The following is a 24,037-nucleotide window of genomic DNA, read 5'->3' on the forward strand; positions in this document are numbered from 1 at the left end:
GGGGCAAAATGGGGGCCAACAGACCATTTTAGGACCTGTGCATGTTTCATGCCGAAGGCGGTGCACCAAGATGACATGGGAGGCTCTTACACTCCCGCAAAAGGGGGAGTTCATGACCGCACTGACCACGCACCATTTGCACGACAAACGCCTCGATGGCGCCCTGGAAGAACTGCTGGACAGCGCACGCCTGGCCGCCGTGGCCGGCCACGCGCCAACAGCCCTGGCCGCCCTGGCGCTGATGCTGGTGCCCCAGGGCGCCTGGCGGTTGCCCGCACACGGCGCCCTGGTCACGCAGGTGCAGCGGCTACTGCCCCCGGTGGCGCTGCTGGCGGGCCGGGCTTGCCCGGCCGTGGGTGGGCAGGAGGCCATGGACCCGGCCCTGCTGGCCGACTGGGCCAGCCAGCAAGCGCAGGCATTGCTGCAGTCGCTGGCCCAACCGGGCCGGCTGCAGCTGGCACCCGCGGGCGAGGGCTGGTCGCCCGACTTCCTGGCCACGCTGGTGCAGCGCCAGGGCGCCGCTGGCGACCCGCGCCCGCATGCGGCCTTTGGCGCCTTCTGCATGGATGCCGAACTGGTGCTTAAGGCGCGCGTGGCGCAGCTGCCTGGCGTGCAGGATGCCCTGGGCGGTGATGTTCCCACGGCCGACGATTTGGCCGCCCTGGGCCTGCCCGAGGAGGAGGTGGCCGCCATGCTGGCGCAGCTGCAATCTGCCGGACACATCGACGTGGCGCCCGCGGCCGAGGCCACCGGCACGCTGGCCATTGCGCGCGCCATGGCCGCGTACCTGCGCGCCACGGGCTTTGCCGGTGGCTACCTGGTGCACAACATCTGGCAGGCCGCCTGGCTGCTGCTGGCACACGAGGGGCGGGACGGCGACGCGGTGGAAGTGGCCGCCGCCTGGCTGGCCCACGATGCGCGGGCCGCCGCGACCGGGCTGCTCGACCTGGCCGTGGTGCCCGCCGCTGCGCGCCTGCTGCGCGCGGGCCAACTGGCACAGGCTGTGGGCCTGGACGAAACGGCCGTGGCCGGCTGGCTCGCGGCCCTGGGCACACGCTCCGTGCCTGCGCCTGCGGATTCCGCGCCGCCCGCAGAGGTCGCAGGCACCCCTGCGGAGCCGCGCGAAGCCTGGCTGGCCCGCCTGCAGGGCACGCCCCTGGCGGGGCTGGACTGGCTGGCGCTGCCGGTGCCCGGCCATGCTGGCGCGGACAGCGGCCAGATCGCCTGGGCCGCGCAGGTGCCTGTGGGCGAGCGCCAGGCCCTGTGGCAGGCGGCGCGGGCACTGGTGGAGCAGGGCAGCGGCCGCTGGCCCGTGGTGACCACCCTCTGGACCGGGGGTTCCGAGGCGCCTGGCGCCGAGGCCCTGGCCGACGATCTGTTCATGCGCTTCCCCTACGAGCAGGGCGCGGCGCGCGACGATGTGTCGCCGCGCTCCCTGGTCTCGACCGCGCGCGGCCTCGACCCGCAGGACCTGCTGGCTGAACTGGCAGAGTCCTCCTATCCGCTGGACGAAGAAGACCAGGTGGAAGCCTGGCGCAGCGAACTCGATGCCGCGGGTGTGGCCGCCGACGAGGCTGGTTTTGACGCCGTCTGGGCCGACTGTGCGGGCGACCGCCTGCGCTTTGAGCGCTGGCTGGCAGCGCTGGAAGAAGCCCAGGGCGTGGCCGACCCCGAGCGTGGCCGCCAGGAGCGCTTCGACCCCGACAACGCCTGGCTGGTGCTGCTGCCCACGCCGCACAGCGAAGAAGCCCTGGCCTACCTGCACTGGTACGGCATGGAGCGGGGCCCCGCCGACGGCTTCATTGCACTGCTGCGCCGCTGGCGCGAGCGGCATGGCGCAGAGCTGTGGGCACACTACGGCACCATGCTGGAATTCGAGGTGCGCCAACCGCCGGGGGACTTCGATACGGCCTTGGAGCTGGCGCGTGAGCACGATCTGGCGGCGCCCTGCACCCTGACACTGCCCGGCATTCCCTTGCGCCACCATGCCTTGGGCCTGATGGGGCATGGCACCTGGTTCCTGCACGAAAGGCCGTGACCCATCGGCGGTGGCGAGGGGCCAAGCCTCCTAAAATGGCGGCCTCATGACCATCGACCCGCTGCTGCAACCCTCGCTTGCCGCCCCGCATGCCCCCACGCCGGGGCGTTTCTGGGCGCTGGTGCCCTGTGCGGGCACGGGCTCGCGCGCCGTGGCGGCGCCGCCAGCGGCTCCGGCGGGTTCCACCATCTCTGCCTTTGGCGCCCTGGCCGGGGCCGCGGGCGAGCCACTGGCCCCCACGCTGCCCAAGCAGTACCACCTGGTGGCCGGCCACCCCATGGTGATGCACACCCTGGCCGCGTTTGCGGGGGTGGCCCGCCTGGCGGGCACGCTGGTGGCCGTGGCGCCGGGCGACCGGTACCTGGACCAGCATCCGCACCCCTCGTACTTCGTGGTGGACTGCGGCGGCCCCACGCGCGCGGCCACGGTACAGGGCGGCATCAGGGCGCTGCAGGAGCGCGGCGCCCAGCGCGATGACTGGGTGCTGGTTCACGACGCCGCGCGCTGCCTGGTGACGGCCGAGCAGATCGACCGGCTCATCGACGCCTGCGCCGGTGATTCCGTGGGCGGCCTGCTGGCGCACCAGCTGGCCGACACGCTCAAGACCTCCATCGACGGGCCGGGCGGCGTGCGTGTGGCCTCCACCGTGGACCGCAGCAACAAATGGCTGGCGCAGACGCCGCAGATGTTCCGCATCGGCCCGCTGCTCGATGCGCTGGCCAAGGTGGGCACCAATGTCACCGACGAGGCCAGCGCCATGGAGGCCATGGGCCTGCACCCGCGCCTGGTGCCCGGCGGTGCGCAGAACTTCAAGGTCACATACCCCGACGACTTCGCGCTGGCCGAGGCCGTGCTGGCGCAGCGCGGCCACGGCACCACGCTGTCGCGCTTTGGCGGCGATCGCGGGCTGGGCGCCAGCGAAACTGGGCGCAAGACTATTTTTTAATCCGCCCCGCAGGGGTGAGACCGAAGGAACACATGAATTTCAGGATTGGTGAAGGGTGGGATGTGCATGCCCTGGTCCCAGGGCGCCCGCTGGTCATTGGCGGTGTCACGATTCCCCACACCATGGGCCTGCTCGGGCATTCCGATGCCGACGTGCTGCTGCACGCCATCACCGACGCCATCCTCGGCGCGGCGGGCCTGGGCGACATCGGCCGGCATTTCCCCGACACCGATGCCCAGTTCCGCGGTGCCGATTCGGCCGTGCTGCTGGCCGAGGCCGCGCGCCGCGTGCGTGCCGCTGGCTACGCCATCGGCAACGTCGACAGCACCGTGGTGGCCCAGGCCCCGCGCCTGGCCGCGCACATTCCGGGCATGCGCGAGTGCATCGCCAAAGCCCTGCAGGTGCAGCCCGATCAGGTCAACGTGAAGGCCAAGACGGCCGAGCGCCTGGGGCCCGTGGGCCAGGGGCTTGCCATGGAGGCGCGGGCTGCGGCCTTGATCTACAAGGCCTGAGCTTCCGCAGCCCAGGCTGCCACATAGCCCGGCGTGGTCACCGCGTTCAGCGGGTCAGCCACGGGTGCGCCGCGCACTTGCACCAGCGGCAGCACGCCAGCCCACACCGGGTGCTGCATGTCCTCTTCATCGTCCACCGGCGGGCCGCTGCGCACCTTGCAGGCGGCTTCAGTCAGCGCAATGCGCATCACCGTGGTGGCCGCAAACTCCTTGTCGTTGCCGGCGCGGACCTCGCCCTGACGGCCCACGGCCAGGTGGTCCATCAGCGCCGCCAGCGATGCGTGCTTGTCGGCCACGGGTTCGAAGCGGCCATAGACCATGGCCGAGCGGTAGTTCATCGAGTGGTTGAAGGCCGAGCGCGCCAGCACCAGGCCGTCGAGGTGGGTGATGGTGACGCAAGCCTGTATGCCCTTGCCCAGCCACTTGACCAGGCGCCCGCCGTTGGAGCCATGTATGTACAAGTGCTCGCCCTCACGCCAGCAGGCCGTGGGGATGCAGTGCGTGCCCTTGTCGTCGGCAAAGGCCACATGGCACAGGTAGGCCGCGTCGATGATGGCGTGCAGCGTGGCGCGCTCGTAGCGGGCGTTCTCGGCCACGCGGCGCACGCGGGTGCGGTCGGAGGGGGGCAGGGCGGTGGCGGCGGTGTCGTTCACGGGTCGTGGTTCCGGTGGGATGTTGCTGAGGGATCGGAATGTAGGACCTTCGTGGTGCCAGAATAAGACCCACAGAACCACTATTTTCTAGGGCCACAGAAACGCGATGGAGTTCCAGCTTCTGTTCGATGCCTTCAAGGCACAGGCCGCGCACCTGCGCTGGCCGCAGCAGCGCCAGTTGCACGAGTGCCTGCGCCAGGGCATCCGCAGCGGCACGCTGGCCAGCGGCGCGCGCCTGCCCGCCAGCCGCACGCTGGCGGCCGAGCTGGGCGTGGCGCGCAACAGCGTGCTCTATGCCTATGAGCAATTGGCGAGTGAAGGATTCATAGCGGCCAGCCGGCGCGGCAGCGTGGTCGCGCCCCTGGCCGGCCGGCTGCTGGGGGCTGCGCCCCGGGGCGAACCAGCGCCGCGCGCCAGCCTGTCGCGGCGCGCGCAGCACATGCCGCTGCTGCCCGGCTCGGAGACCGCAGCCGCTTTCGCGCCCGGCGTGCCCGCGCTCGGCGATTTCCCTGTGCAGCGCTGGCGGCGCCTGCTGGACCGGGCCTGGTCCTCGCTCACGCCCGCAGAACTCAACTACGCCGACCCGGCCGGCGAGCCCGCGCTACGCGAGGCCATTGCCGGCCACCTGCGCGTGGCGCGCGGCGCGCTGGTCGATGCCGCGCAGGTGTTCATCACCGACGGCACGCAAGGCAGCCTGGACCTGGCCGCCCGCGCGTTTGCCGATGCCGGCGACAAGGTGTGGATGGAGAACCCCGGCTATCAGAGCCTGTTCAAGATCTTTTTGGAGCCGCGCAAGTGCCTATTCGGGATGGGATGCAAGGCGCGGTGCGCAGCCAATAGCTCGGCTATTGGCAAGCGCCGCAACGCCGCAGACCGCCCGAAAAGGCACTTGCCCTTCGGGTTGGAGTGAAATCGGGCGATTGCACGCCCCGGCTGCTTGCATGGGCATGAGCCCATGCGGCGCATCCGAAGCATCCACTCATCCCGATTGCACTCCAACGCGGCTGCAAAAAGATCTTGAACAGGCTCTCGGGGCGCGGTGGCGGCCTTCCGCGCGGCGCAGCTCAAGACCGTGGGCATCGTGGTGGATGCCGAAGGCATGGCCCCCTCGGCCAGCGACTGGCTGCGCCAGCGGCCGCGGCTGGTCTACACCACACCCTCGCACCAGTACCCGGTGGGCAGCGTGCTGAGCCTGGCGCGGCGCCTGGCGCTGATCGACGGGGCGCGCCAGGCCGGCTCCCTGGTGATCGAAGACGACTACGACAGCGAGTTCCGCCACGACGGCCCGCCCCTGGCCTGCATGCAGGGCCTGGCGCCCGATGCGCCCGTGCTCTACCTGGGCACCTTCAGCAAGACCATGTTCCCGGGCCTGCGCATCGGCTTCATGGTGGTGCCCACGGCCCTGGCCCCCGCGCTGGCGCTGCTGCTGGACCGCGCCGCACCGCGCGGGCGCACGGCAGAGCAGCGCGCACTGGCCGAATTCATCGTGAGCGGCCAGTTCGCCCTGCACCTGCGGCGCATGCGCCGCCTGTACCGCCAGCGCCGCGATGCGCTGGTGGCGGCGCTGGCGCAGCACCTGGGCGGCGTGGCCAGCGTGCACGGCGGCACGGCCGGCATGCACCTGGCGCTGCGCCTGCACGATGGTGCCGCCGACGACGTGGCGCTGAGCGCGCGCCTCATGGCGCAGCACGGCATCATGGCCCCGGCCCTGAGCCTGCACGCCGTGGGCCTGCGCGCCCAGCCCTGGCGCGGCTTTCTGCTCGGCTATGCGCAAGTGCCGGTAGAGGCCATGGAGCCGCTGGTGAAAAAGCTGGCGGGCGTGGTGCGGGGCTGAACCGCCGCCTTGAGCGGATTCAGCGTTGCTGGATCAGCGGAGATATCGGCAGGAGCCGGAAGGCCAGCGAAGCCAGCGCCAGCCACGCCGCAATCGCCAGGCACACCATCCGGTATGGCTCGATGCCCCACGCCCCGGCCCAGGCCGCCACCACGCCGGTCACCGATTGCATCAGGGCCACGCCCAGGAACATGGACATGGTGTACAGCGACAGTGCGCGCCCGGTCATCTCGGCCGGGTAGGAGGCGCGTGCGTCGCTGTACTGCAGCACGCCATAGCCGGACAGCAGCCCCATCAGAAAAATAAGCGCCACGGTGCCGGCACCGTGGTGCAGGAAGGCCAGCACCGCGAACAGGCTGGCCATCAGCAGCGAGGCGTTGCCGATCCAGGCGCGGCGCCGGTGGGTGCCCGGGTCCATGCGCCCGAATGCAGCCGGGGTGAAGACCGCGATCAACGACAGCGCCAGCGCCACATTGCCGCTGTCCAGCAGCGAGAAGCCAAAACGCTCGGTCAGCAAGGGCCCCAGCCACAGGCCGCGCAGCGTCAGGAACGCCGCATAGCACGACATGCCCAGCACCACGATGCCCCAGGTGTGCGGCACGGTGAGCAGCTCGGCAAAGCGCGCCAGCGACTGGCCCCAGCTTTCCTGCGGGGTCGGCGGTGCATCAGGGACCGCTGGTTCATGCACCAGCACTAGGATCAGCAGCCACGACAGCGCGCTCAGCACGGCGAGCAGGCCGAAACCCGTGCGCCATCCCCAGTGCTGCACCACCCAGGCCAGCGGCGTGCCGGTGAAGATCAGGCCCAGGCTGCCGACCCCCATGCTCATGCCCGAGTAGAAGGCAAACCGCTCGACCGAAAAATACCGTGCAATGAACAGCGTGCACGCCACGAACGCCGGTGAGTAACCGACCCCGATCAGCACCTGCCCGGCCATCAGCCAGCCATAACTGGGCGCCATCGCCGACAAGGCGGCGCCCGCGATGCCCAGCGGCGCCGCCGCCAGCACCGTGCGGCGCAGGCCATAGCGGTCCAGGCCAATGCCCATGAGCAACTGCGCGATGCCGAACGACAGGCCGAACAACCCGGCAAACGCGCCCAGCGACGAGGCCCCCAGGCCAAAGTCCGCCTGCAGCCCCTGGGCCACGATGGAGGCGGTGGTGCGGTACGCCTGGCTGAGCGCAAAGCCTGACAGCAGGACCAGGAGCATCAGCCAGAGGGGTCGTGTGCGTGATGATGAAGGGGGCGTGGAAGAGGAATGCTGCGGTGGCATGCAGGGGATTGTGCAGTGCGCGGGCTTGGGGCGCAGGCACACAGGCCGACACCCAGATAGCCCGTTGGTGATTCCTGGTCTGCTTCGTTGGCCGCAGGCTGTCCGGTCGAGCGGATGGTTGGGCCTCGCGCGACGAAGCCGGCAGATTCCATGCGGACGTACCAACTCCGCTCCAAAGCTCGCGCAGTTCGAGCGGCAGTGCGTCCAACGCACGAGCGAAGGCATTCGAAGGAAGCACGGCGAATAGTGCGAAGCCAACGGATTCAATGGCGTTGTCCGGGGAGAAGTCGTGTTCGCGTCGCAGCGATCGGACTTCGCTCAGCATCTCGGTCCGAGCGCCGACGGTGCAAACTTGATTGCCAGGTCTCCAGCCTTCGATGGAAGAGGCCTCGTACCGCACGCAGGCGGCAATTGATCCGCAAAGCGAAGAGCTTGCTCAAGAGCAAGCCTGCGGCGGAAGGCATGGAGAACGCCTTCTACCATGTTCTACGCCATGTTCGTGAAAAACGCCAACCGGCGACCAGCCGGCGCCGGGCATGCTCGTGCGCCTCTGTCAGGCTAGCCGCTTTGCGGCCACCGCTTCAGGACGAGCGCGTCTTGCCGATAATTAGAAGGTTACGATGAAAAGCCTCCTCGCTCTGCTGCTGGCCGGCGCCTGCTTCCAGGCGCAGTCCGCCAACCTGCCTCCCTGCGACAGGGCGGTGCGTTTCAGTGCGGCTTGGTTCGCCGACCCGGAGGTGGACAACACCAAACCCGCCGCCGAACTGACGAAGATCGGCGCGGGCGCCGGCCGCAGCGGTACGCAACTCGGCCACGTCGTTGTCGAGACCAAGCTGGCGGTGATGCCGCAAACCAGTTGCCAGGGCGTCGTCGTGCGGCTGGATTACATCAAACCGGTGCTGCGCGTGGCCAGCGAGCTCCCGCCGGGCAGCTGTGCGTATGCGCACGTGATGAAACACGAGCAGACGCATGTGCGCATTCACCGCGACATCGCGCGCCAGTTCCGCGAGCTGGACTATCCCTGGGCCTCGGGCGGCAACAGCGCGGGCATCCTGGTCTACGCGAAACAGGAACTCGACCGCCTGATGCAAGCCCAGGTGATGTTCGACAACCCCGAGGAATATGCCAGCAACTTCAGCGCGTGCGGTGGTGAGATCGCGCGGCTGGTGAAGTCCGCTGCGTCTACCAAGTCGGGGCAGACACCGGGTTGAGGCAACCGCCTTCCGCGAAGGCTGATTGATCGCGCCTTGGGCTGGACCAGACGGATGCCGACGGTCAGGCTTGCTGCCGCCGAGACCGGAGTGAGCCGCCGCGCCGACCTTCGACTGCGCCACTTGTTCCGCCCCCGCACCCAACAGGCGTGTGGGTAAAGAGCCACTCGCGTGGTTCACGGGGTCGTCGGCACATGGGTCAGCAATGGCTTACTTCTACATCGGCGCCAACAGGCGGTGCCTTGCGCAAACGGTCCTCGGCCTTGCCGCGCCGCGGTCACTCCATCGTGATCTTCGATGTGGTCAAGATGTCCCGGTACAGCGCCGCCTGCGGCTTGATGAAGGCCTTGAACTCGGGGCCGCCCAGGGGCGCCACGGTGATGCCGGCGTCCAGCAGCTTCTGGCGCAGCTCGGGCTGGGCCAGCGTCTCCTTCAGGGCCTTGTCGTACGCCGCCACGGTGGCGGCGGGCGTGCCGGCCTTGAGAAACAGGCCTTGCCACAGCGGCAGGGACATGCCGTTGAAGCCGTCTTCCTCGCCGATGCGCTTGACGTCGGGCAACTGGGGCACACGCACCGTGTCGGAGACCGACAGGGCCTTGATTTTGCCGTCCTTGAGGAAGGGCATGGCCGTGGAAAGCACCAGCATGGCGCTGTCCACCTGGCCACCCACCAGGTCGTTGGTGATGTGCGTGCCGCCGCGGTAGGGCACGTGCAGCATCGATACCCTTGCCTGCTTGTTGATGAGCGCGCCGTACAGGTGCTGCATGGTGCCGATGCCCGGCGTGGCGAAGTTGATGCTGTCCTTGCCGCCCTTGCGCAGCGCCCCGATCAGGTCGGCCAGGCTGGTGTACGGCGCAGCCTTGGGCACGGCGAAGACCATGGGCACGGTGCTCATGCGGCCCACGGGCACCAGGTCGTTCTCCCAGTCGAGCTTGACCTTGGGGTTGACCATGGGCACCACCACCGTGTCGGTGCCGCCCATGTAGAGCAGGCTGCCGTCGGTGGGGCCGCCCAGCACGCGCTGCGCGGCCAGCATGCCGCTGGCGCCCGCCACGTTCTCGATGATCACGGTGCGCGACAGGCGTTTGCCCAGCTCTGCCCCCACGATGCGCGCCACCAGGTCGGCGCTGCCGCCGGCCGAGTAGCCCACGATCAGGGAGATAGGCTTGTCGCCCTGGGCGTGCACCAGGCCTGGGGCCGCCGCGCACGCCGCGGCTGCGGTCATCTGGGTCAGGAGGTGTCTGCGTTGCATGGCATGCCTCCTGGTCAGAACGTGTGCTTCACGCCGAAATCGATCGCCGTGGTGCGGGTGAGCCCGTCGCGCTTGGCGGTGCCCAGGTTGGTGTAGAGCAAAGTGCGCTTGCTCAGGTCGTATTGCAGGCCCAGGCCGATCATCTGCGAATCGAGCTTGGTTGCGGGCTTGAGGCTGCCATACATGATGTAGGTGCGGCCAAAGCTCAGGGGCACCAGGGCCGAGACGCTGTAGGCCGTGGCATCGCCGTTGAGCCCGCCCTTGGCGCGGCTGATGCTGGCCTTGGCCTGCACCACGCCGAAATCGTAGCCGCCCGCCACCAGCTCCATGTGGGTGCTGGAATCGAGCCGGTCGAACGCCGCACCCACCCATACCGGCCCGTTCTTGTACTGCAGGTTGCCCGAGGTGGCGTTGCTGCGCGTGCCCTCGCCCAGGGCGCTGGCGATCTCGGCGCTCACGCCCGCGATGGTGGGCGACTTGTAGCCGACCGTGTTGGCCCAGCGGATATTGGAGGCTTCCACCGTGGCGGCCACCGGCGTGTAGTTGGCGTAGGTGTAGGCCGAGCCGAGCTGGCTCACATAGCTCCAGTAGGTCGGGTCGGCGTTCAGCGCCACGGTGTAGGCGGCCGAGTATTCGCGGCCGGCATACACCTCGCCCCAGTCCTTGCTGCCCACGGCCACCACCGAGCGGCCCAGCCAGTACACGCTGGCGTTGCTGGGTGCGCCGGTGTCGGCGGCGAAGCGGTGCTCCAGCTGAAAGCGCGAGTACAGGCCGCCGCCCATGTCCTCGCGCGCCGCAAATCCCAAGCGCGAGGTGTTGCCGGCCTTGAGGGTCCACACCAGCGGCGTCACGCCGCGGCCGGGCAGCAGCGCGCCCGGCGTGGTGCCGCCGTTGGCGCGTGCCAGGCCCTGGTCGACGATGCCGTAGATGGTGAGCGAGGACTGCGCCTGCGCCGGGGCGCTGGCGCCCAGGCCGGCCAGGGCCAGCAGCAGGGCAAGGGAGATGGGGGTGCAGGCGAGGGTGCCTGCCGGGAAATGCCGCGTCATGTTTCTGTCTCCAATTGGATGGGGTTTGTGGCTGACGGGCAAATTGTATGTATTGAATTTGAATTGTGCAATACAATGCAATTCAATCGGTGCTGAGGGGCGCCCAAGATGGCATATGCGTCCGAGTCGCTTCACAGGCAAACCAATGCAATACAAATGCAATCCCGGGACATACCCTAGGTTGTATGAACGGAGCACACATGGCGGTCGGAATGTTCGAATCCTTCATCACGGGCCACTGGTTCAATGCCGAGGCCAAGGCCCTGTGGAGCGATGCAGCCACCCTGCAGGCCTGGCTGGATGTGGAGGCCGCGCTGGCCCGCGCGCAGGCCGAGCTGGGCGTGATACCGGCCGAGGCGGCGCCGGTGATCTCCGCCCACGCACGCGCCGAGCTGTTCGACCTGCCGCAGCTGGCCGAGGCGATTGCCTTTGCCCAGCACCCGCTGGTGCCGGTGCTGCACCGCTTCGAGGCGCTGTGCGGCGAGCCGGCGGCCGGCTACATCCACTGGGGGGCGACCACGCAGAACATCTTCGACACCGCCAGCGCGCTGCAGATGCAGCGCACGCACGCGCTGCTGGCGGGCCACCTGGATGGCGCCATCGACGCGCTGGCCGCGCTGGCCCTGGCGCACCGGGCCACGCCCATGGCCGGGCGCACGCATGGCCAGCATGCGCTGCCGATGACGCTGGGCTTCAAGCTCGCGGGCTGGGTGGATGAGCTCGGCCGCAGCCGCCAGCGCCTGGCAGAGCGGCTGGCCACCTCCTTCCCGGCCAGCATGGGCGGCGCCATCGGCACCTTTGCGGCCACCGGGCCGCTGGGGCCAGCGGTGCAGGCACGGTTGGCCGCGCAACTGGGCCTGCTGCCGGCGGACATGCCGCTGCGCTCGTCCTACGACCGGGTGGGCGACTATGTGGCGGCGCTGGGCCTGCTGGCCGGCACGGCGCAGAAGATCGCGCAGGACGTGGTCTTCTTGCAGCGCACCGAGATCGGCGAGGTGGCCGAAGCCTTCCACCTGGGCAAGGTGGGCAGCTCCACCATGGCGCAAAAGCGCAACCCCTCCACCGCCTTGCAACTGGTGAGCCTGGCGCGCATGCTGCGCACGCGCACCCAGGCCGCGCAGGACACCATGGTGCGCATGGACGAGGGCGACTCATCGGCCACCAATGTGGCCGATACGCTGCTGCCCGAGATCGCCATCATCGCCACCTCGGTCGCCGAAACACTGGCGCGCCTGGCGCGCGGGCTGGTGGTGGACCAGGAGGCCATGGCGCGCAACCTGGGGCTCACGCAGGGGCTGATCGCGTCTGAGGCGGTGATGATGCGGCTGACCCAGCGCATGGGCCGGCACGAGGCGCACCGTTTGCTCTACGCGGCGGCGCAGCGCGCGCAGTCCGAAGGAGTGCCCTTTGTGGACGCGATCCGTGCGCTGCCGCCGTTCGAGGGCAGTGCGTTGCCGGCCGACCTGCTGCAGGCGCTGGATGCGGCGGCCTATGTGGGCGAGTCGGTTGCGCTCACGGTGCAGACCGTGGAGCGCGTGGCGCCCGGCTGCTCAGGCTAGCGCGGCGACCGATGCACCCGCGCGCCGCACCACGGGTGTGAGGTGCACGCCATAGGGCCTGCCGGCATCGGCCCAGCGCGCGGCAATGGCGCCGTGCAGGGCCTGCACCTGGTCGGCCACGCTGCAGCCCACCACGTCGAAGAAGTCCGCATGCTCGTTGGCCAGGTCGGTGCGGCCCAGCAGCACCACGCTCAGCCGTGCGGGCACGGCGATGCCGGCCTGGGTCAACTGGCGCTGGAACAGGGCCCCGTCCTCGATGCCCCAGGCCACCAGCGCGGTGAAGGGCAGGGCGCCGGCGGCATCGGCGCTGGATTGCAGCTGCTGCACCAGGCGCGCGGTGTAGTCCTCGTGCGGCAGCGTGTCCTGCGTGATCTCGGTGAGTTCCACCCCGGGCAGGGTGTGCTGCAGATGGGCAAAGCGCCGCCGCCCGAGCTGGGTGGCCAGAAAGGGGTGGGCCGTGGTGGCATAGGCGATGCGACGGTGCCCTTGCTGCACCAGCTGTTCGATGGCGGCGGCCAGCGGCTCGCCCCATTCGGTGCCCACGGCCTCCACGTCGGCGCCCACCAGCGCTGCTCCATCGACGGCCAGCACCTCACACTTGTCGCGCAGCGCGGCCAGCAAAGCGATGGGAATGGCCTTGAAGGTGGACTGCACCACGCAGGCATCGAAGCGTGGCAGGCCCTTGAGCACCGTGAGCGCATGGTCGGGGTCGGTGTACGACAGCTCCAGCACCCGATGCCCCTCGGCCGCCAGGCGGCGCTGCAGCCCCTCCACCAGAACCCGCCCGCGGGCGATGCTGATGGAGCGGCGCAGCAGCAGCACGGATTTCACGGTGGACTGCACCGTTCCGGTGGGGACGGTCTTGGGCCGTTGTGGTTCGCCCTCGGCCGGTACGGTTGCGGGCGGGCGCGCGCCCGCGCCGCGGAAGTAGGTGCCCCGGCCCACCTGTGAATCGATCAGGCCCCGGTCCTTGAGGCCCTGGAAGGCGCGCTGCACCAGCATCTGCGAGGCGCCAAAGCGCTTCATCAGCTCGCGGATGGTGGGTAGCCGGTCCCCTGGGCTGGCCTCGTGGGCAAGCTGGTCGAGGAAATGTTCGAGGTCGGGTGGGGAGCTGGCGGTGCTGCGCATGGTGTCAATACAATACACCACAAATTGCATGGCAAGGCGGCCCGGGGCTCCTGCGGCTTTGGCCCGTCCTTCAGGCCTGCTCCGGCCGTGCCACCACGACGCGGTTGCGCCCTTGCGCCTTGGCTTCGTAGAGCGCCCTGTCCGCCAACTCCACCAGGACCTGTGGAGATTGGCCCGCCTGTGGGGTGATCGCGACCACGCCGACGCTTGCGGTGACCACTCCAAAGCCGGATGTGGGATGGGCAATCGACATTTCCTGCAGCGCCTCGCAGAAGCTGCGCGCCAATGCCGCCGCTGCTTCTGCACTGGTGGCAGCGCAGATCAGCACGAATTCTTCGCCGCCATAGCGCGCCACGAGATCGCTGCCTCGCCGTACGGTGCCCTGGAGTGCCTTTGCTACCTGGCGCAGGCATTCGTCCCCCGCCTGGTGGCCGTGGTGGTCGTTGAATTTCTTGAAGTGATCCACATCCACCAGGCCCAGCGCCAGCGGCTGGCCGGCACGGTAGGCCCGTTGCCACTCTCCATCCAGCACCTCGTCAAAGCGGCGGCGATTGGCCACGCCCGTCAGGGCATCGGTGACGCTGAGCTGGGCCAGCTTCTCGTTGGTCTGCTGAAGCTCCACAGTGCGCTCGGAGACTCGCCGTTCCAGCGTCTCCCGCTCCAAGGCGAGAGCACGCATCGCGTGCTTGCGCTGGCGCAGGTTGCGGACCAGTGCGGCAATCAGAATCGTCTGCAGCACGATGGCCAGCATCGCTGCTGCAATGTGCCAGCGGTAGGTCACCCAGACCGGCACGGTTCGGTTCAGGATGACACTCTCCGGTGGCAGGTTCTGGTCACCTATCCCCCAGCGCTGCAATGCGCGGTCGTCGAAAAAGTGCCCCTTGGTACGCGCATGCAAAGCCGCGTCACCAGCAGAGGATGCCGACCCCAGCAGCACCTGGGCGATCAGGTCACCGCTCTGTTTGGCGCTGAGCATGTAGCCGCCAACAACACCCAGGCCCAGGTTGACATCGTGGTGGCTGAACACGGGCGCGCTGGCCTTGGCCAGCAATGCGCGCAGGGTGTCCACCGGGAGCTTGCGTGCTCCCGTCTTGTCTGCGAACACAGGAAACCAGAGAATGGCCGATTTGGGAGGCAACTGGCCTGCCCGCTGCAGCAACTCGTCGAAGGTGAAGTCATCCCATATGTCCAGCATCGTGTGCGCCGGGAGGGTGCCGGCGGCGGCCCGAACCTTTGCCGCGATGGCTTCGCCGTAGGGGGTGCGGCCCACGATGACCACGAGTTTGCGTGTGTCGGGGAGTACCCCCGAGAGCGATTGCAATGCCCCCACCGGGTCTTCTTCCAGCCGTACAACGTCGGCGTCTCCAACCGCATCCACCTTGACGGAGGTTCCCACCAGGTAGCGCTTGGCGCCTGGAAACAGTTCGGGATGCCGGTTGAGCAGATTGATGGCCGCTTCGCTTTCGGCCGCCACGGCATCGAGCTTGACGCCCGCGTAGCGGCCCGCCAGCAAGGCGAGGAACGCGGCTTCGGCCTGCGGACCCGGCAGGCGCGACGCGTCCAGCCATTCTTCGTAGACCACAGGCCGGGTGGCCTGGGGTATTTGCTCGATGCGGGCATGCAGCCCGGCACGGATCCCCGCCTGCCAGGGGGCACGGTCGTGCAGGGTGTAGATCACAAGAACGTTGCGCTTGGCGCCCGAGGACGGCGTGGGCGTTGCGGCAGGTCGTGCGGCAGCGGCTTCGGGAGGCGAGGAAGAGCTGTTGCTTGCGGATGCTGTTGCGTATACGTTAAAGACCAGGACAGCCACTGCCGCAACTGCAGATCGCAGCAATATGGATCCAGCATGAAGGCGCGGGGGCATATGCATTGGTCGAATGTAACAGCCTGATTGACCGCGTCAACGGAGGTTTCCGGCAGTCTCTGCTGTGCCGCTGCGGCATTTGGCGGCTTTGGTTTTCGCGTTCCAGCAGCGGCGATCGGAGTGCGCTGCAACGCCCGCGCAGAGCCGAGGCTGTGTGAAGAAGCGCGTTGCGCCCTTGACTTGCCAGCCGACTCAGAAATGGGCGACTCAGATTGGCCGGCAGCGCACGATCTCGATGCGAGCAATGGTTGAAGTACCCCCACCAAACTCAGCCATCGACGTTTTGACACAGCCTCGGCGGACAGCAGTCATCCCAGCAACAGCCTGACGCCTCCAAAGTTCACCTTCAGCGCTCGGTATCGTTGCAGTGCCCCTCAGGAATGCACCTCCCACTGGGTTGCCAGCTCCTGCAGGTGTTCCAGAAATGCGCTGGCCACCGGCGACAGGCGTTTGCCTTGGAGCCAGAGCACCGACCAGGACGAGGGCACAGGGAAGCGGTTTGCCTTCAGCACGGCAAGCCCTTCTGTCGACGGCTGGCCGGCCAGGGCGTGCCGGGACACCAGGCCCAGCCCCATGCCCGCAGCGACCGCTTGCTTGACGGCCTCATTGCTGCCGAGCTCCAGCCGCACGCGAGGGCGCAGCCCGAGGCGCGCGAAATGCGCGTCGCCAGCCAGTCGCGTGCCCGATCCCCGCTCGCGCAGGATGAAGGGCTCTTGCTGCAGCCGCGCGGCACGCACGCGGGAGGCGCCCGCCAAGGGATGGCCCAGCGCGGCGATCGGGACCAGCGGGTTGTCCAGCAATGCCAGCCGCTCATGCGGCAGGTCGTCTGGAGGCAGGGACAGGATGTAGAGATCGTCCTGGTTGGCGCGCATGCGCTGTACCACGCCATCGCGGTTCAGCACCTGCAGCTCGATGTCCACCTCAGGGTGCCTGGCGCAAAAGGGGCCCAGCATGCGCGGAATGAAGTACTTGGCCGTGCTGGCCAGCGCAACCCGCAAACGCCCCTGCCGCAGGCCCTTCAGGCCCGCGATGCGCTGCTCCAGCGCCTCCCACTCCGCCACCATGGCGCGCGCGCTTTCCGCAACAGCCTCGCCGGCAGGTGTCAGGTACAGGGCCCGGCCAATTTGCTCATGCAATGGCATGCCCACGGCATCGGCCAGCTCCTTGATCTGCATGGACACGGTGGGCTGGGTCACATGGCATGCGCGTGCCGCGCCGGTGATGGACCCTGTGTCGGCCAAGGCCACCAGAAGGCGCAGTTGTCGAAAGGTGGCATGCATAGGGTTTGATCTATGGGTCGTATCGATACTATTGATTTTCCTCGATTGCCCATTGTCCATACCATTCGCCGCCATGGACATTCTTTTGGACCCCGCCATCCTGTTCTTCGTGCTCGGCGTTGCCGCCGGGCTGCTGCGCTCCAATCTGGAGGTGCCGCCACCCCTGTCCCGATTTCTCTCGCTGTACCTGTTGATGGCCCTGGGCCTGAAGGGCGGCTTCGCGCTGGGCCAGACCGGGGTGACGGCGGCTGTCGTGGCGGCCCTCGGGTGCGCCGTGCTGCTGGCCATCCTCATCCCTTTGCTGGACTGGCAGTTTCTCAAGCGTGCGCTGCCTCCGCTGGACGCCATCAGCGTGGCGGCAACCTACGGCAGCGTGAGTGCCGTGACCTTCGTGACCGCCGCGCACATCCTGGAGTCCCAGGGCAATCCCGGTGGCGGGTACATGGCTGCAGCCATGGCCTTGATGGAGTCGCCGGCCATCGTGCTGGCATTGGTGGGGGCGCAGTGGGCCCGCACCCAGGGCATGGCGTCTGGGGGCTCTGGCGCCGCGGCGATGGCGATCGGCCATGCGCAGCCGCGCCTGGCGGGCGTGCTGCGCGAAGCCCTCACGGACGGCGGCACGGTGCTGCTGGTGGGCGCCCTGCTGGTGGGCCTGGTATCGGGCCCCGCCGGGGCGAAGGCGATGCAGCCGTTCACCGGCGACCTGTTCAAAGGCTTGCTGGCCTTTTTTCTGCTGGACATGGGCCTGCTGACTGCGCGCCAGATGGCGGGCTTGCGCTCGCTGGCCCCGTCTCTCTTTGCCTACGCGGTGCTGGGGCCGGTGGTGCATGCCATTTTGGCGCTGGCACTCGCGCGGGTGGCAGGGGTGGGGGCCGATGACGCCACCCTGCTCGCCGTGCTGGCGGCCAGCGCTTCCTACATCGCCGTGCCCGCCGTGCTTCGACATGCCGTCCCGGAAGCGCGCCCCGCCGTCTACATCGGGCTGTCGCTGGGCATCACGTTCCCTTTCAACCTGCTGGTGGGCATTCCGCTGTACCAATGGATGGCCCGGCTCATGCTGTAATGTGCTTTTTCACCGTCAAGAGCTGATCACGCATCCGAGCCGAAATGAGGGAGGCACAAGAGGCTGCGGTGTCAAAGCTTCAAGCCGCCGACAGCCTGTCCTCCGACAGTTGTTTCGGGTCAGAAGTGGCTGTGTTTCAGACAGCGCAGCGGGGTCATCGATGCGTAAACATGATGTGTGCAGTCGCTCCCATTTGATCAGTTGGCCATAGGCAGGTGCGTCTCCTGTGACGACGGTCCTGCCTTGGCGCCCCAAGAACTACTTGGCCAGCTTCTGTTGCACGAGGCCGTAGACGCTGTAGCTCACCAGTTCGGGCATCGCATAGCCGGGGAACGTCTTCTCCAGTTCGGCCTCAATGGCCTTGAAATGGGCACCCTGCTTGGCGGGATCCGACAGCTCTCCCACCTTGGCGCCCAGGTTGGCGATGTAGGCGTCGACGATGGCGTCGGCTTTGTCCAGGTAAGCAATTTGCTCGGTCACCGCCTGCAGCACCGGAGCGAACTGGCCGCGGCCGCCGTACACCCGACCTGTGCCCAACTTCAAAAGGTCCTTGAGGCCGGCCTTCCATCCGGACAGCGTGGGCACCGGCTTGCCCTGAACGATCCCGCCTTCAAGCCAAGCATGGTTGCGTGTGTGCACCAGATCTCCGACGGCAAGGTCGCCGGTCGCGTCGAAGCGAACCACGGTCTGGTTGCTGGAGATGCCGGGCTGGTTCAGTTCGAACAGGGTGATGGTTTCCCCCGATTTGAGGTCAATGCGGCGGCGTCCCGAGTAGGTGGTCTTTACCGGCTCCATGCGTGGATATGTCACGTCGGTGAATGCCTTGGCGATGTTCACCCAGAAATAGCGTTTGTAGGAGTCGGTCCCGGCCATGGCCTGGGCTGTTTTATCGGACGCGACGCTCTCGATGCCTTCCTGGTGGAAGACCGAGAGGCCGTTGAACTTGTCAGGGTTGGGATGGGTGACGATGACGCGCGTCACCGGCGACTTCGACTTGATGCGGATATCCGCAAGCAACGCGCGAGCATGCGCCGGTGTGAATTGGGCATCAACTACCGTGATTTCCCGGCCGTCGTCGTACCAAACTGAATGGGTGTTGAAACCTGCCGGGTCGGACGTGAAGACGTTGACGGTGCCTGCATTGACATCAGGACTGGAGACGGATAGCGACAGGGCGAGCGCTGCGCATTGAAAGCAGATGGCGGTACGAAATTGCATGATGAAAAACAGATGAAGTGGAAGAACCCATAAGGTAAATTCGACCTCTGTGGCTGTCTCGGCGCATACTGACAAAAAATATGGTGAAAACGACAATCCTGGGTCCACTGAATCCGATCGACCCAGACGCATCCTCGCGAGGCGTGTTCGTAGTTTCCGACCGGTACCCGGCGTTTGACGGGCATTGGCACTCGCATCGATGCGCGCAGTTCATCTACGCCCGTGAGGGCATGCTGACCAGCCGCACGGTGCAAGGTCTATGGATCGCGCCGGCCCACCGTGGTGTCTGGATACCGGCGGGAATGCTCCACAAGGCTTCAGCGCCAAAACCCGTCTCGTTGCGCACGCTTTACGTTTTTCCTGGCGAGGCCTTTGCGCCCGCATCGCCTAGCGTGGTGACCGTTGATCGTCTGCTCGATGCGCTACTGGCCGAGGCCGCCGAGTACGGCACCAACTATCCCCTGGACGGACCAGAGCAACGACTGATGAACGTCGTGCTTGACCGACTTCCGCATATGGCCGCTGTACCCTCTTACTTGCCGACCCCTTCGGATCCACGTCTGGCACGGCTCACGGAGCACCTGGAGGCACACACAGCCGACCGCACTACTCTTGAAGAGCTCGCCTCAGCATGTGGTATGTCGTCACGCACGGCCGCACGCTTGTTCGTCAAGGAAACGGGACTCGCATTTGCTCAATGGCGCCAGCAATTGCGCCTGCTCAAGGCGATGCAACAGTTGAGTCAGGGTGAAAGCGTGACCAAGGTGGCAGTAGATGTCGGCTACCAAGATGTATCGGCATTCATCACAGCTTTCAAACAGGCGTTCGGCGACACGCCAGCGCGGTATTTTCGGCCATATTATCGGGCCGCACGTGACTAGAATTTCAACATAAAAGAGCAGGCGACAGCCGAAGGAGATAACAGGCCCGCACAGAGTACTTATTTCGAGCTATGTCTGCGCGGTGCCTTAAGGGTAATAAAAGACGCCTCTCTTAGTGCTCCCGGGCTCCCACGTCAAGCGCTGTACCATTTCGACGGTCAAACCCAGCGAAATCTTTGTCGAATGGATTAATAAAGTTGAGAGTGGACGAGTGCCACAACGCTACTCCACCGACGGGCACTCCAGCATCTATCGCACCCCTTCCTAGCGTCAGATACAGGTTTTCGTTTCCGTCTTTTTTCAGCACCGGATTGGCCAAGGAGTTTTTTCCGCCATTGAAATCAATAACGCTGGTGAGATTCGTCTCTCTGACAGAAGCCGCAGCGCTATCTTCACCAAAAAATGCATTTCCTTTAGCTTCGACAGTTTCTTGGTCTTTATTTTTTAGGGTAGTGTTACCGAAATTAATTAAATACGGCGCGCTCCCTTGAGATGTCTCCACCAAGTTGTTATACATCCCAACTTGGCTCGACATGACGGAAGTAAGATCTCCCTCCGCTATATCGATGGTGTTGGAGTCCAGCTTTTCAGTGATTGCATTGATGTAGCTAGCTGGATAAATCCATCCTTTTTGAGTTCCATTTTTAAAGATGGTATTGTTTATAACGTCAGTTTTTGAGGACTGAAAGACATGAACGCCTCTTGCGCCATTGGATCCAATAACATTATTGACAATCAGTGTTCTGCCGCGATAGGCCGGAAGAAAATAATCATCGATAGGAATCACGTAGTTTCCCAAGACGCCCCCTGGCCTCAGCTCATTTTTTACACGATAAGGCCCGTTGTCCCTGGCTAGCTGATCAAGGATAAGACCGTTTCCATCCGTCGCCTTCTTGTAGCTAGCACACTCGCATGGGAAAAGATTGCCAGTGTTGAGTGCAATATTTCCATTGATGACCATTTTGTAAATATCGGTCCGTACTTTCGATCCATCGTACCTGGACGCAGGAACGGGAACCGTCTGGGAAATCACCGGCTCAACGTCCTTTGATCGAAACATATTCAATGCTGATGCACCGTATGGAGACAGCCAAGAGACATTGTTGACACTATTATTCTCGAAAACTACATAATCCGAGAAGAGAGAATTTATACCTCCACCAGGGTGGTCGTGTATTACGTTGTTTCGTACAATAACATGATGAGTGAGTTCCATACTGTATTCGGGGCCTTGATCGCCCTTACCGACGGTAATCCCGCTCGAGTCGAGAATAGCTGTGATTGGGTGATTCCTCAGTGCGGGAAGTGGAGGAGTTGCAGCCGCACGCACCAAGTTCTCTCTAAACTCATTTCTGAAATTTGCATTTAGCTGAGACGCCTCACTTGTAGAAATCTGCCCCAAATGCCCAGCGATCTGAAAACCATCGATGACAATATAAGAGGCATTTCGAATCGAAATACCATGGTAGTTGCCCGCAGAGGCTGAAGTACTTCCACCCTTCGCCGTTTCGATCAGAGGAGTTTCTCCCGGATAGTTACGATAGGTGATCCATGACGTTGGTGTGCCAGATCTTGGCCCCCCCGTGGCAAGATCATTCAAGGACTTCCCAGAGTTTGAGATTTCCAGAACCGCGAACCTGTGTCTTCCATTGGCATTCGGTGCTGTCTTGTACACAGTAGGCGCAGAGCAATCTTTACGATTTCTCACTAGCACTGTGTCTCCAGCCGTTAGGTTGTTGGCTGCACTCTGAAGCGTTTTCCATGGGTTGGCTTTACTCCCGTTGCCTGCATCGGCATTGCCAGGGATAAAGTTGCAGGCATCCACGTAATAAAGCGTTGGGCGCCCAGTTTTGCGCGGGATATTTGCTCGAATTTCCTTAGTAATTTTACTTGAGGCGTTGCCGTTAATTTCAATGCGATAGTCATATGACTGGCCCGGCTCCACATCTGCATCTATGCAAAAGTTGCTCCCTCCTGCAACAGCAAAAGGTTGCGTCCAAGCCCCGGTTGTTGCGATTTTGCGGCTAATTTTGACCGAGTCGGTTGTTCGAAAGGGCATTTTCCACGTGATAGCCAGCTCCTCACTGCTAACTGCATGCGCGTCTATGCGCCCAGCTGGCAGCGCAATCGGTCCTTTCGGACGGACAGCCGCACCATTAACTGATGGCCCAGCGCCCGCAATAGACTCGTCGATTTGTCGACATTGAACTTTGAGCGCCTGGGATGTGTTGGGACTAGAAGGATTGATTGGCGGCAGCTGGGTATCTATAGGGTCGCTAGGAGGGGGGGGTGTAGGTACGCTTGGTCTAATCGGAGCGAGACTAACTACACTCACGAATGAACCATTAAATGCGTAACTTCTCACCTCTCCAGAAACTTCCTTCTGTTGAAAGACGGTAGCATGGGACAGAGCACAGCTATCCGAAATCACTTCCTTTCCCGTGACCTGCCCCAGCACTCCGAACTGACCACGCGATAGAAGATTTTGAAAACTGTCAGCGCCCGAATCACCGAAACCAGCAATGAACTGAAGTCCCGGTAGAATCGAAGGCAGCATAATTCCCGTCCTGGAAACGCTATGATTGATGACGCTTGCTATGGTCATACCTTGGGAAAGGTCGATGGCTATATGCGCCTTTGGTGGAATAGCATTACTAGATGGGTCGTACATTGACCAATTACCGTTCCTATCCAAGAACGCCCATAGACCAAAATAATGCGCACCGACATACACATCAATATTTTTGCCTGGACTTTGTTCGGCGAGGTTTAGCTGATAATGTACGTTCAAGCCACTTGTTCTGTCAAAACAGGGGCCGGCTCCTCTTACGTAGGGAGCCGCAGCCTCAACTTGGGGCACTAATGCAAACGCCAGAATTAGGGCGCACGTGCATTTTACGGCGGTTGATTTTTTGAGCATAGGAATATAGTCGTTATCGCGATACCCAGATTAGGGTGCGTTTTACGTACTGCTGACGGCATCTTGTAAATGCAGCCAGCCGCGAGCGTTGGTTATTGGCATGGATGCCGTGGATATGAATTTTAAGGTAGCCATGCTCCCTCGTATAACACTGAGGGATAGCCGACAGGCGCACAAGAATACACGCCGGTAAAATGAAACCTGTAAAATCTTCAGAATAGTCTCTAGCGTTGAGTCGCTATTTCACAGGGTTGTGAAATATAGTACTAATTTGATAAATGCTTGAACCCATACTCCTTTCATTTTCAGTTGCATCAAGTGAGATGCTTCACAAGTCAGGTGACAGAGCGATTGACTGGGATTGCCCGATAACGGCTACTGGTACCGAAACCTCAGCAACGAGTCTTGGTAAAGCACTTGCGAGATCGAAGATCGACACACTGTCTGGTGGGCCAGCTGGGACGACCACCACGGAAACGTTTCGAATTTCACCTTTTGTTCTCGTTTGCGGTAATAGCAATTGCTTCGGCTCTGCGATGGCATACGTAGCCAACAGCGCACCCCATGTCGCGGTGGCGAGCAGGGTGATGTCATAGTCATGGCGTCTTCCATGCGCTTGAAAATTTCAGGCAATTCCTTGTTCGCGAGCGGCAGCGTAACGACGAAGTGTTTCTTCGCTCGGCGGATATACGCCATTGATCGAACTACCCTCCTCGATCTGAGCGAAAAGAAAACGTTCTCGGCGCTCCATTTCAGCGGCGTCGGCCGCGATCTCTGCCGCAAGATGACGCGGAATGACCACCACTGCCTCGCAGTCTCCGAAGACGATATCTCCCGGATAGACAGCAACTCCGCCGCACGACACGACAACATTCATGTCAGCCGCATGGTGCCCCGCATAGTTGGGCGGAACAGATGGCCCGGCGCAATACACAGGCATTTGCGTTTGAGCGAGCGCGTTGGTATCGCGCACGCCCCCGTCAAGAACGATGCCGGTAAGCCCGCGCTCGAGCAGGCGCCTTCCAAGGATTGAGCCGATTCCCGCGATGTCCGATATGCCTCTGCAGTCCACCACGAATACATGGCCAGAAGGAGCGACCTCGATTGCTTGTCGTTGAACATTTTCCGGATCGCCACCAGAACCATATGCATCCAAGTCCTCCCGCGCAGGTACATAGCGCAAGGTAAATGCAGGCCCCACCATCGGTGGTAATTCTGGATTCAGCGGGCGCACGCCTCGAATGGCTACGTTGCGCAGACCGCGGCGTATCAGCTGCGTGCTGATGCTTGCTGCGGATGTCTTCATGAGTGTCGTGCGCAATTCGGAATCGATGTCTAGAGAGTTCATGGTTTTGGTCT

At 64.5% G+C, this 24,037-nt stretch carries 17 protein-coding genes and 3 pseudogenes; 10 read left to right on the forward strand and 10 right to left on the reverse strand.

All coding sequences use genetic code 11. The features are described from left to right. Positions 1–112 precede the first annotated feature (112 nt). From AC07X5_RS11035 to ispF, 3 genes are read left to right on the forward strand one after another with little or no spacing between them, the layout of a single operon-like run. A complete protein-coding gene (locus AC07X5_RS11035; RefSeq protein ID WP_494770178.1) occupies positions 113–2,038 on the forward strand; it encodes a DUF4253 domain-containing protein in 1,926 nt (641 codons plus the stop codon). Positions 2,039–2,084: 46 nt separating this feature from the next. Continuing rightward, on the forward strand, positions 2,085–2,984 hold the full coding sequence (locus tag AC07X5_RS11040) for an IspD/TarI family cytidylyltransferase (protein ID WP_494770179.1): 900 nt from the start codon (positions 2,085–2,087) through the stop codon (positions 2,982–2,984). Positions 2,985–3,016: 32 nt separating this feature from the next. Continuing rightward, entirely contained in the window at positions 3,017–3,496 is a 480-nt protein-coding gene (ispF, locus tag AC07X5_RS11045) for a 2-C-methyl-D-erythritol 2,4-cyclodiphosphate synthase (protein ID WP_409960745.1), read from the forward strand. Here the strand turns inward: ispF and AC07X5_RS11050 are convergent. After that, positions 3,484–4,149: a pyridoxamine 5'-phosphate oxidase family protein gene (locus tag AC07X5_RS11050; RefSeq protein WP_494770180.1), complete on the reverse strand. Its 666-nt coding sequence runs from the start codon at positions 4,147–4,149 to the stop codon at positions 3,484–3,486. The genes ispF and AC07X5_RS11050 overlap by 13 nt on opposite strands. A 106-nt stretch (positions 4,150–4,255) precedes the next feature. Here AC07X5_RS11050 and AC07X5_RS11055 point away from each other — a divergent pair. The 3 pseudogenes from AC07X5_RS11055 to AC07X5_RS11065 form a co-directional block, all read left to right on the forward strand. Further along, positions 4,256–4,489, forward strand: a pseudogene (locus AC07X5_RS11055) (GntR family transcriptional regulator); the annotation flags it as partial. A 99-nt stretch (positions 4,490–4,588) separates the two neighbouring features. After that, positions 4,589–4,909, forward strand: a pseudogene (locus AC07X5_RS11060) (aminotransferase class I/II-fold pyridoxal phosphate-dependent enzyme); the annotation flags it as partial. A gap of 264 nt (positions 4,910–5,173) precedes the next feature. Next, positions 5,174–5,983: pseudogene (locus tag AC07X5_RS11065) on the forward strand (aminotransferase-like domain-containing protein); the annotation flags it as partial. 19 nt (positions 5,984–6,002) lie between these two features. On the opposite strand, the gene AC07X5_RS11070 reads toward AC07X5_RS11065, so the two are convergent. Next, positions 6,003–7,193 (reverse strand): MFS transporter, encoded by a 1,191-nt coding sequence (locus tag AC07X5_RS11070; protein WP_494770181.1) that lies wholly within the window; start codon positions 7,191–7,193, stop codon positions 6,003–6,005. A 683-nt stretch (positions 7,194–7,876) separates the two neighbouring features. Here AC07X5_RS11070 and AC07X5_RS11075 point away from each other — a divergent pair. Next, a complete protein-coding gene (locus AC07X5_RS11075; protein ID WP_494770182.1) occupies positions 7,877–8,467 on the forward strand; it encodes a hypothetical protein in 591 nt (196 codons plus the stop codon). A 277-nt stretch (positions 8,468–8,744) separates the two neighbouring features. On the opposite strand, the gene AC07X5_RS11080 is transcribed toward AC07X5_RS11075, so the two are convergent. Next, positions 8,745–9,719, reverse strand: coding sequence for a Bug family tripartite tricarboxylate transporter substrate binding protein (locus AC07X5_RS11080; protein WP_494770183.1), 975 nt, complete (start codon positions 9,717–9,719; stop codon positions 8,745–8,747). Between the two features lie 14 nt (positions 9,720–9,733). Beyond that, positions 9,734–10,765, reverse strand: a complete 1,032-nt coding sequence (locus tag AC07X5_RS11085) for a porin (protein ID WP_494770184.1) — start codon at positions 10,763–10,765, stop codon at positions 9,734–9,736. 212 nt (positions 10,766–10,977) lie between these two features. On the opposite strand from AC07X5_RS11085, the gene AC07X5_RS11090 reads away from it, so the two are divergent. Then, on the forward strand, positions 10,978–12,324 hold the full coding sequence (locus tag AC07X5_RS11090; protein WP_494770185.1) for a class-II fumarase/aspartase family protein: 1,347 nt from the start codon (positions 10,978–10,980) through the stop codon (positions 12,322–12,324). Here the strand turns inward: AC07X5_RS11090 and AC07X5_RS11095 are convergent. The 3 genes from AC07X5_RS11095 to AC07X5_RS11105 all read right to left on the reverse strand — a co-directional run bounded on the left by AC07X5_RS11095 (position 12,316) and on the right by AC07X5_RS11105 (position 16,596). Continuing rightward, a complete protein-coding gene (locus tag AC07X5_RS11095; protein WP_494770186.1) occupies positions 12,316–13,452 on the reverse strand; it encodes a GntR family transcriptional regulator in 1,137 nt (378 codons plus the stop codon). The genes AC07X5_RS11090 and AC07X5_RS11095 overlap by 9 nt on opposite strands. Before the next feature lie 70 nt (positions 13,453–13,522). Further along, complete coding sequence (locus tag AC07X5_RS11100; RefSeq protein WP_494770187.1) at positions 13,523–15,262, reverse strand: diguanylate cyclase; 1,740 nt, start codon at positions 15,260–15,262, stop codon at positions 13,523–13,525. Positions 15,263–15,690: 428 nt separating this feature from the next. Beyond that, entirely contained in the window at positions 15,691–16,596 is a 906-nt protein-coding gene (locus tag AC07X5_RS11105) for a LysR family transcriptional regulator (protein WP_494770188.1), read from the reverse strand. Positions 16,597–16,669: 73 nt separating this feature from the next. Here AC07X5_RS11105 and AC07X5_RS11110 point away from each other — a divergent pair, with 73 nt between their 5' ends. Beyond that, complete coding sequence (locus AC07X5_RS11110) at positions 16,670–17,659, forward strand: sodium-dependent bicarbonate transport family permease (protein WP_494770189.1); 990 nt, start codon at positions 16,670–16,672, stop codon at positions 17,657–17,659. A gap of 258 nt (positions 17,660–17,917) precedes the next feature. Here AC07X5_RS11110 and AC07X5_RS11115 read toward each other — a convergent pair whose 3' ends face one another. After that, positions 17,918–18,877, reverse strand: a complete 960-nt coding sequence (locus tag AC07X5_RS11115) for an MBL fold metallo-hydrolase (RefSeq protein WP_494770190.1) — start codon at positions 18,875–18,877, stop codon at positions 17,918–17,920. A gap of 80 nt (positions 18,878–18,957) precedes the next feature. Between AC07X5_RS11115 and AC07X5_RS11120 the strand changes: the two genes are divergently transcribed. Then, a complete protein-coding gene (locus AC07X5_RS11120; RefSeq protein ID WP_494770191.1) occupies positions 18,958–19,758 on the forward strand; it encodes a helix-turn-helix domain-containing protein in 801 nt (266 codons plus the stop codon). A 112-nt stretch (positions 19,759–19,870) separates the two neighbouring features. On the opposite strand, the gene AC07X5_RS11125 is transcribed toward AC07X5_RS11120, so the two are convergent. Together AC07X5_RS11125 and AC07X5_RS11130 are read right to left on the reverse strand one after the other, a co-directional pair. Next, positions 19,871–22,549, reverse strand: coding sequence for a hypothetical protein (locus AC07X5_RS11125; protein WP_494770192.1), 2,679 nt, complete (start codon positions 22,547–22,549; stop codon positions 19,871–19,873). Between the two features lie 754 nt (positions 22,550–23,303). After that, on the reverse strand, positions 23,304–24,026 hold the full coding sequence (locus AC07X5_RS11130; RefSeq protein ID WP_494770193.1) for a ribonuclease activity regulator RraA: 723 nt from the start codon (positions 24,024–24,026) through the stop codon (positions 23,304–23,306). Positions 24,027–24,037 lie beyond the last annotated feature (11 nt).

This window comes from Acidovorax sp. GW458-11-26-14-TSB4 (genome assembly GCF_059423865.1).

Coding starts and splice junctions, on each gene's coding strand:
- AC07X5_RS11035 (WP_494770178.1), top strand. CDS start 113: ATGACCGCACTGACCACGCACCATTTGCACGACAAACGCCTCGATGGC.
- AC07X5_RS11040 (WP_494770179.1), top strand. CDS start 2,085: ATGACCATCGACCCGCTGCTGCAACCCTCGCTTGCCGCCCCGCATGCC.
- ispF (WP_409960745.1), top strand. CDS start 3,017: ATGAATTTCAGGATTGGTGAAGGGTGGGATGTGCATGCCCTGGTCCCA.
- AC07X5_RS11070 (WP_494770181.1), bottom strand. CDS start 7,193: ATGCTCCTGGTCCTGCTGTCAGGCTTTGCGCTCAGCCAGGCGTACCGC.
- AC07X5_RS11075 (WP_494770182.1), top strand. CDS start 7,877: ATGAAAAGCCTCCTCGCTCTGCTGCTGGCCGGCGCCTGCTTCCAGGCG.
- AC07X5_RS11080 (WP_494770183.1), bottom strand. CDS start 9,719: ATGCAACGCAGACACCTCCTGACCCAGATGACCGCAGCCGCGGCGTGC.
- AC07X5_RS11085 (WP_494770184.1), bottom strand. CDS start 10,765: ATGACGCGGCATTTCCCGGCAGGCACCCTCGCCTGCACCCCCATCTCC.
- AC07X5_RS11090 (WP_494770185.1), top strand. CDS start 10,978: ATGTTCGAATCCTTCATCACGGGCCACTGGTTCAATGCCGAGGCCAAG.
- AC07X5_RS11095 (WP_494770186.1), bottom strand. CDS start 13,452: ATGCGCAGCACCGCCAGCTCCCCACCCGACCTCGAACATTTCCTCGAC.
- AC07X5_RS11105 (WP_494770188.1), bottom strand. CDS start 16,596: ATGCATGCCACCTTTCGACAACTGCGCCTTCTGGTGGCCTTGGCCGAC.
- AC07X5_RS11110 (WP_494770189.1), top strand. CDS start 16,670: ATGGACATTCTTTTGGACCCCGCCATCCTGTTCTTCGTGCTCGGCGTT.
- AC07X5_RS11115 (WP_494770190.1), bottom strand. CDS start 18,877: ATGCAATTTCGTACCGCCATCTGCTTTCAATGCGCAGCGCTCGCCCTG.
- AC07X5_RS11120 (WP_494770191.1), top strand. CDS start 18,958: ATGGTGAAAACGACAATCCTGGGTCCACTGAATCCGATCGACCCAGAC.
- AC07X5_RS11130 (WP_494770193.1), bottom strand. CDS start 24,026: ATGAACTCTCTAGACATCGATTCCGAATTGCGCACGACACTCATGAAG.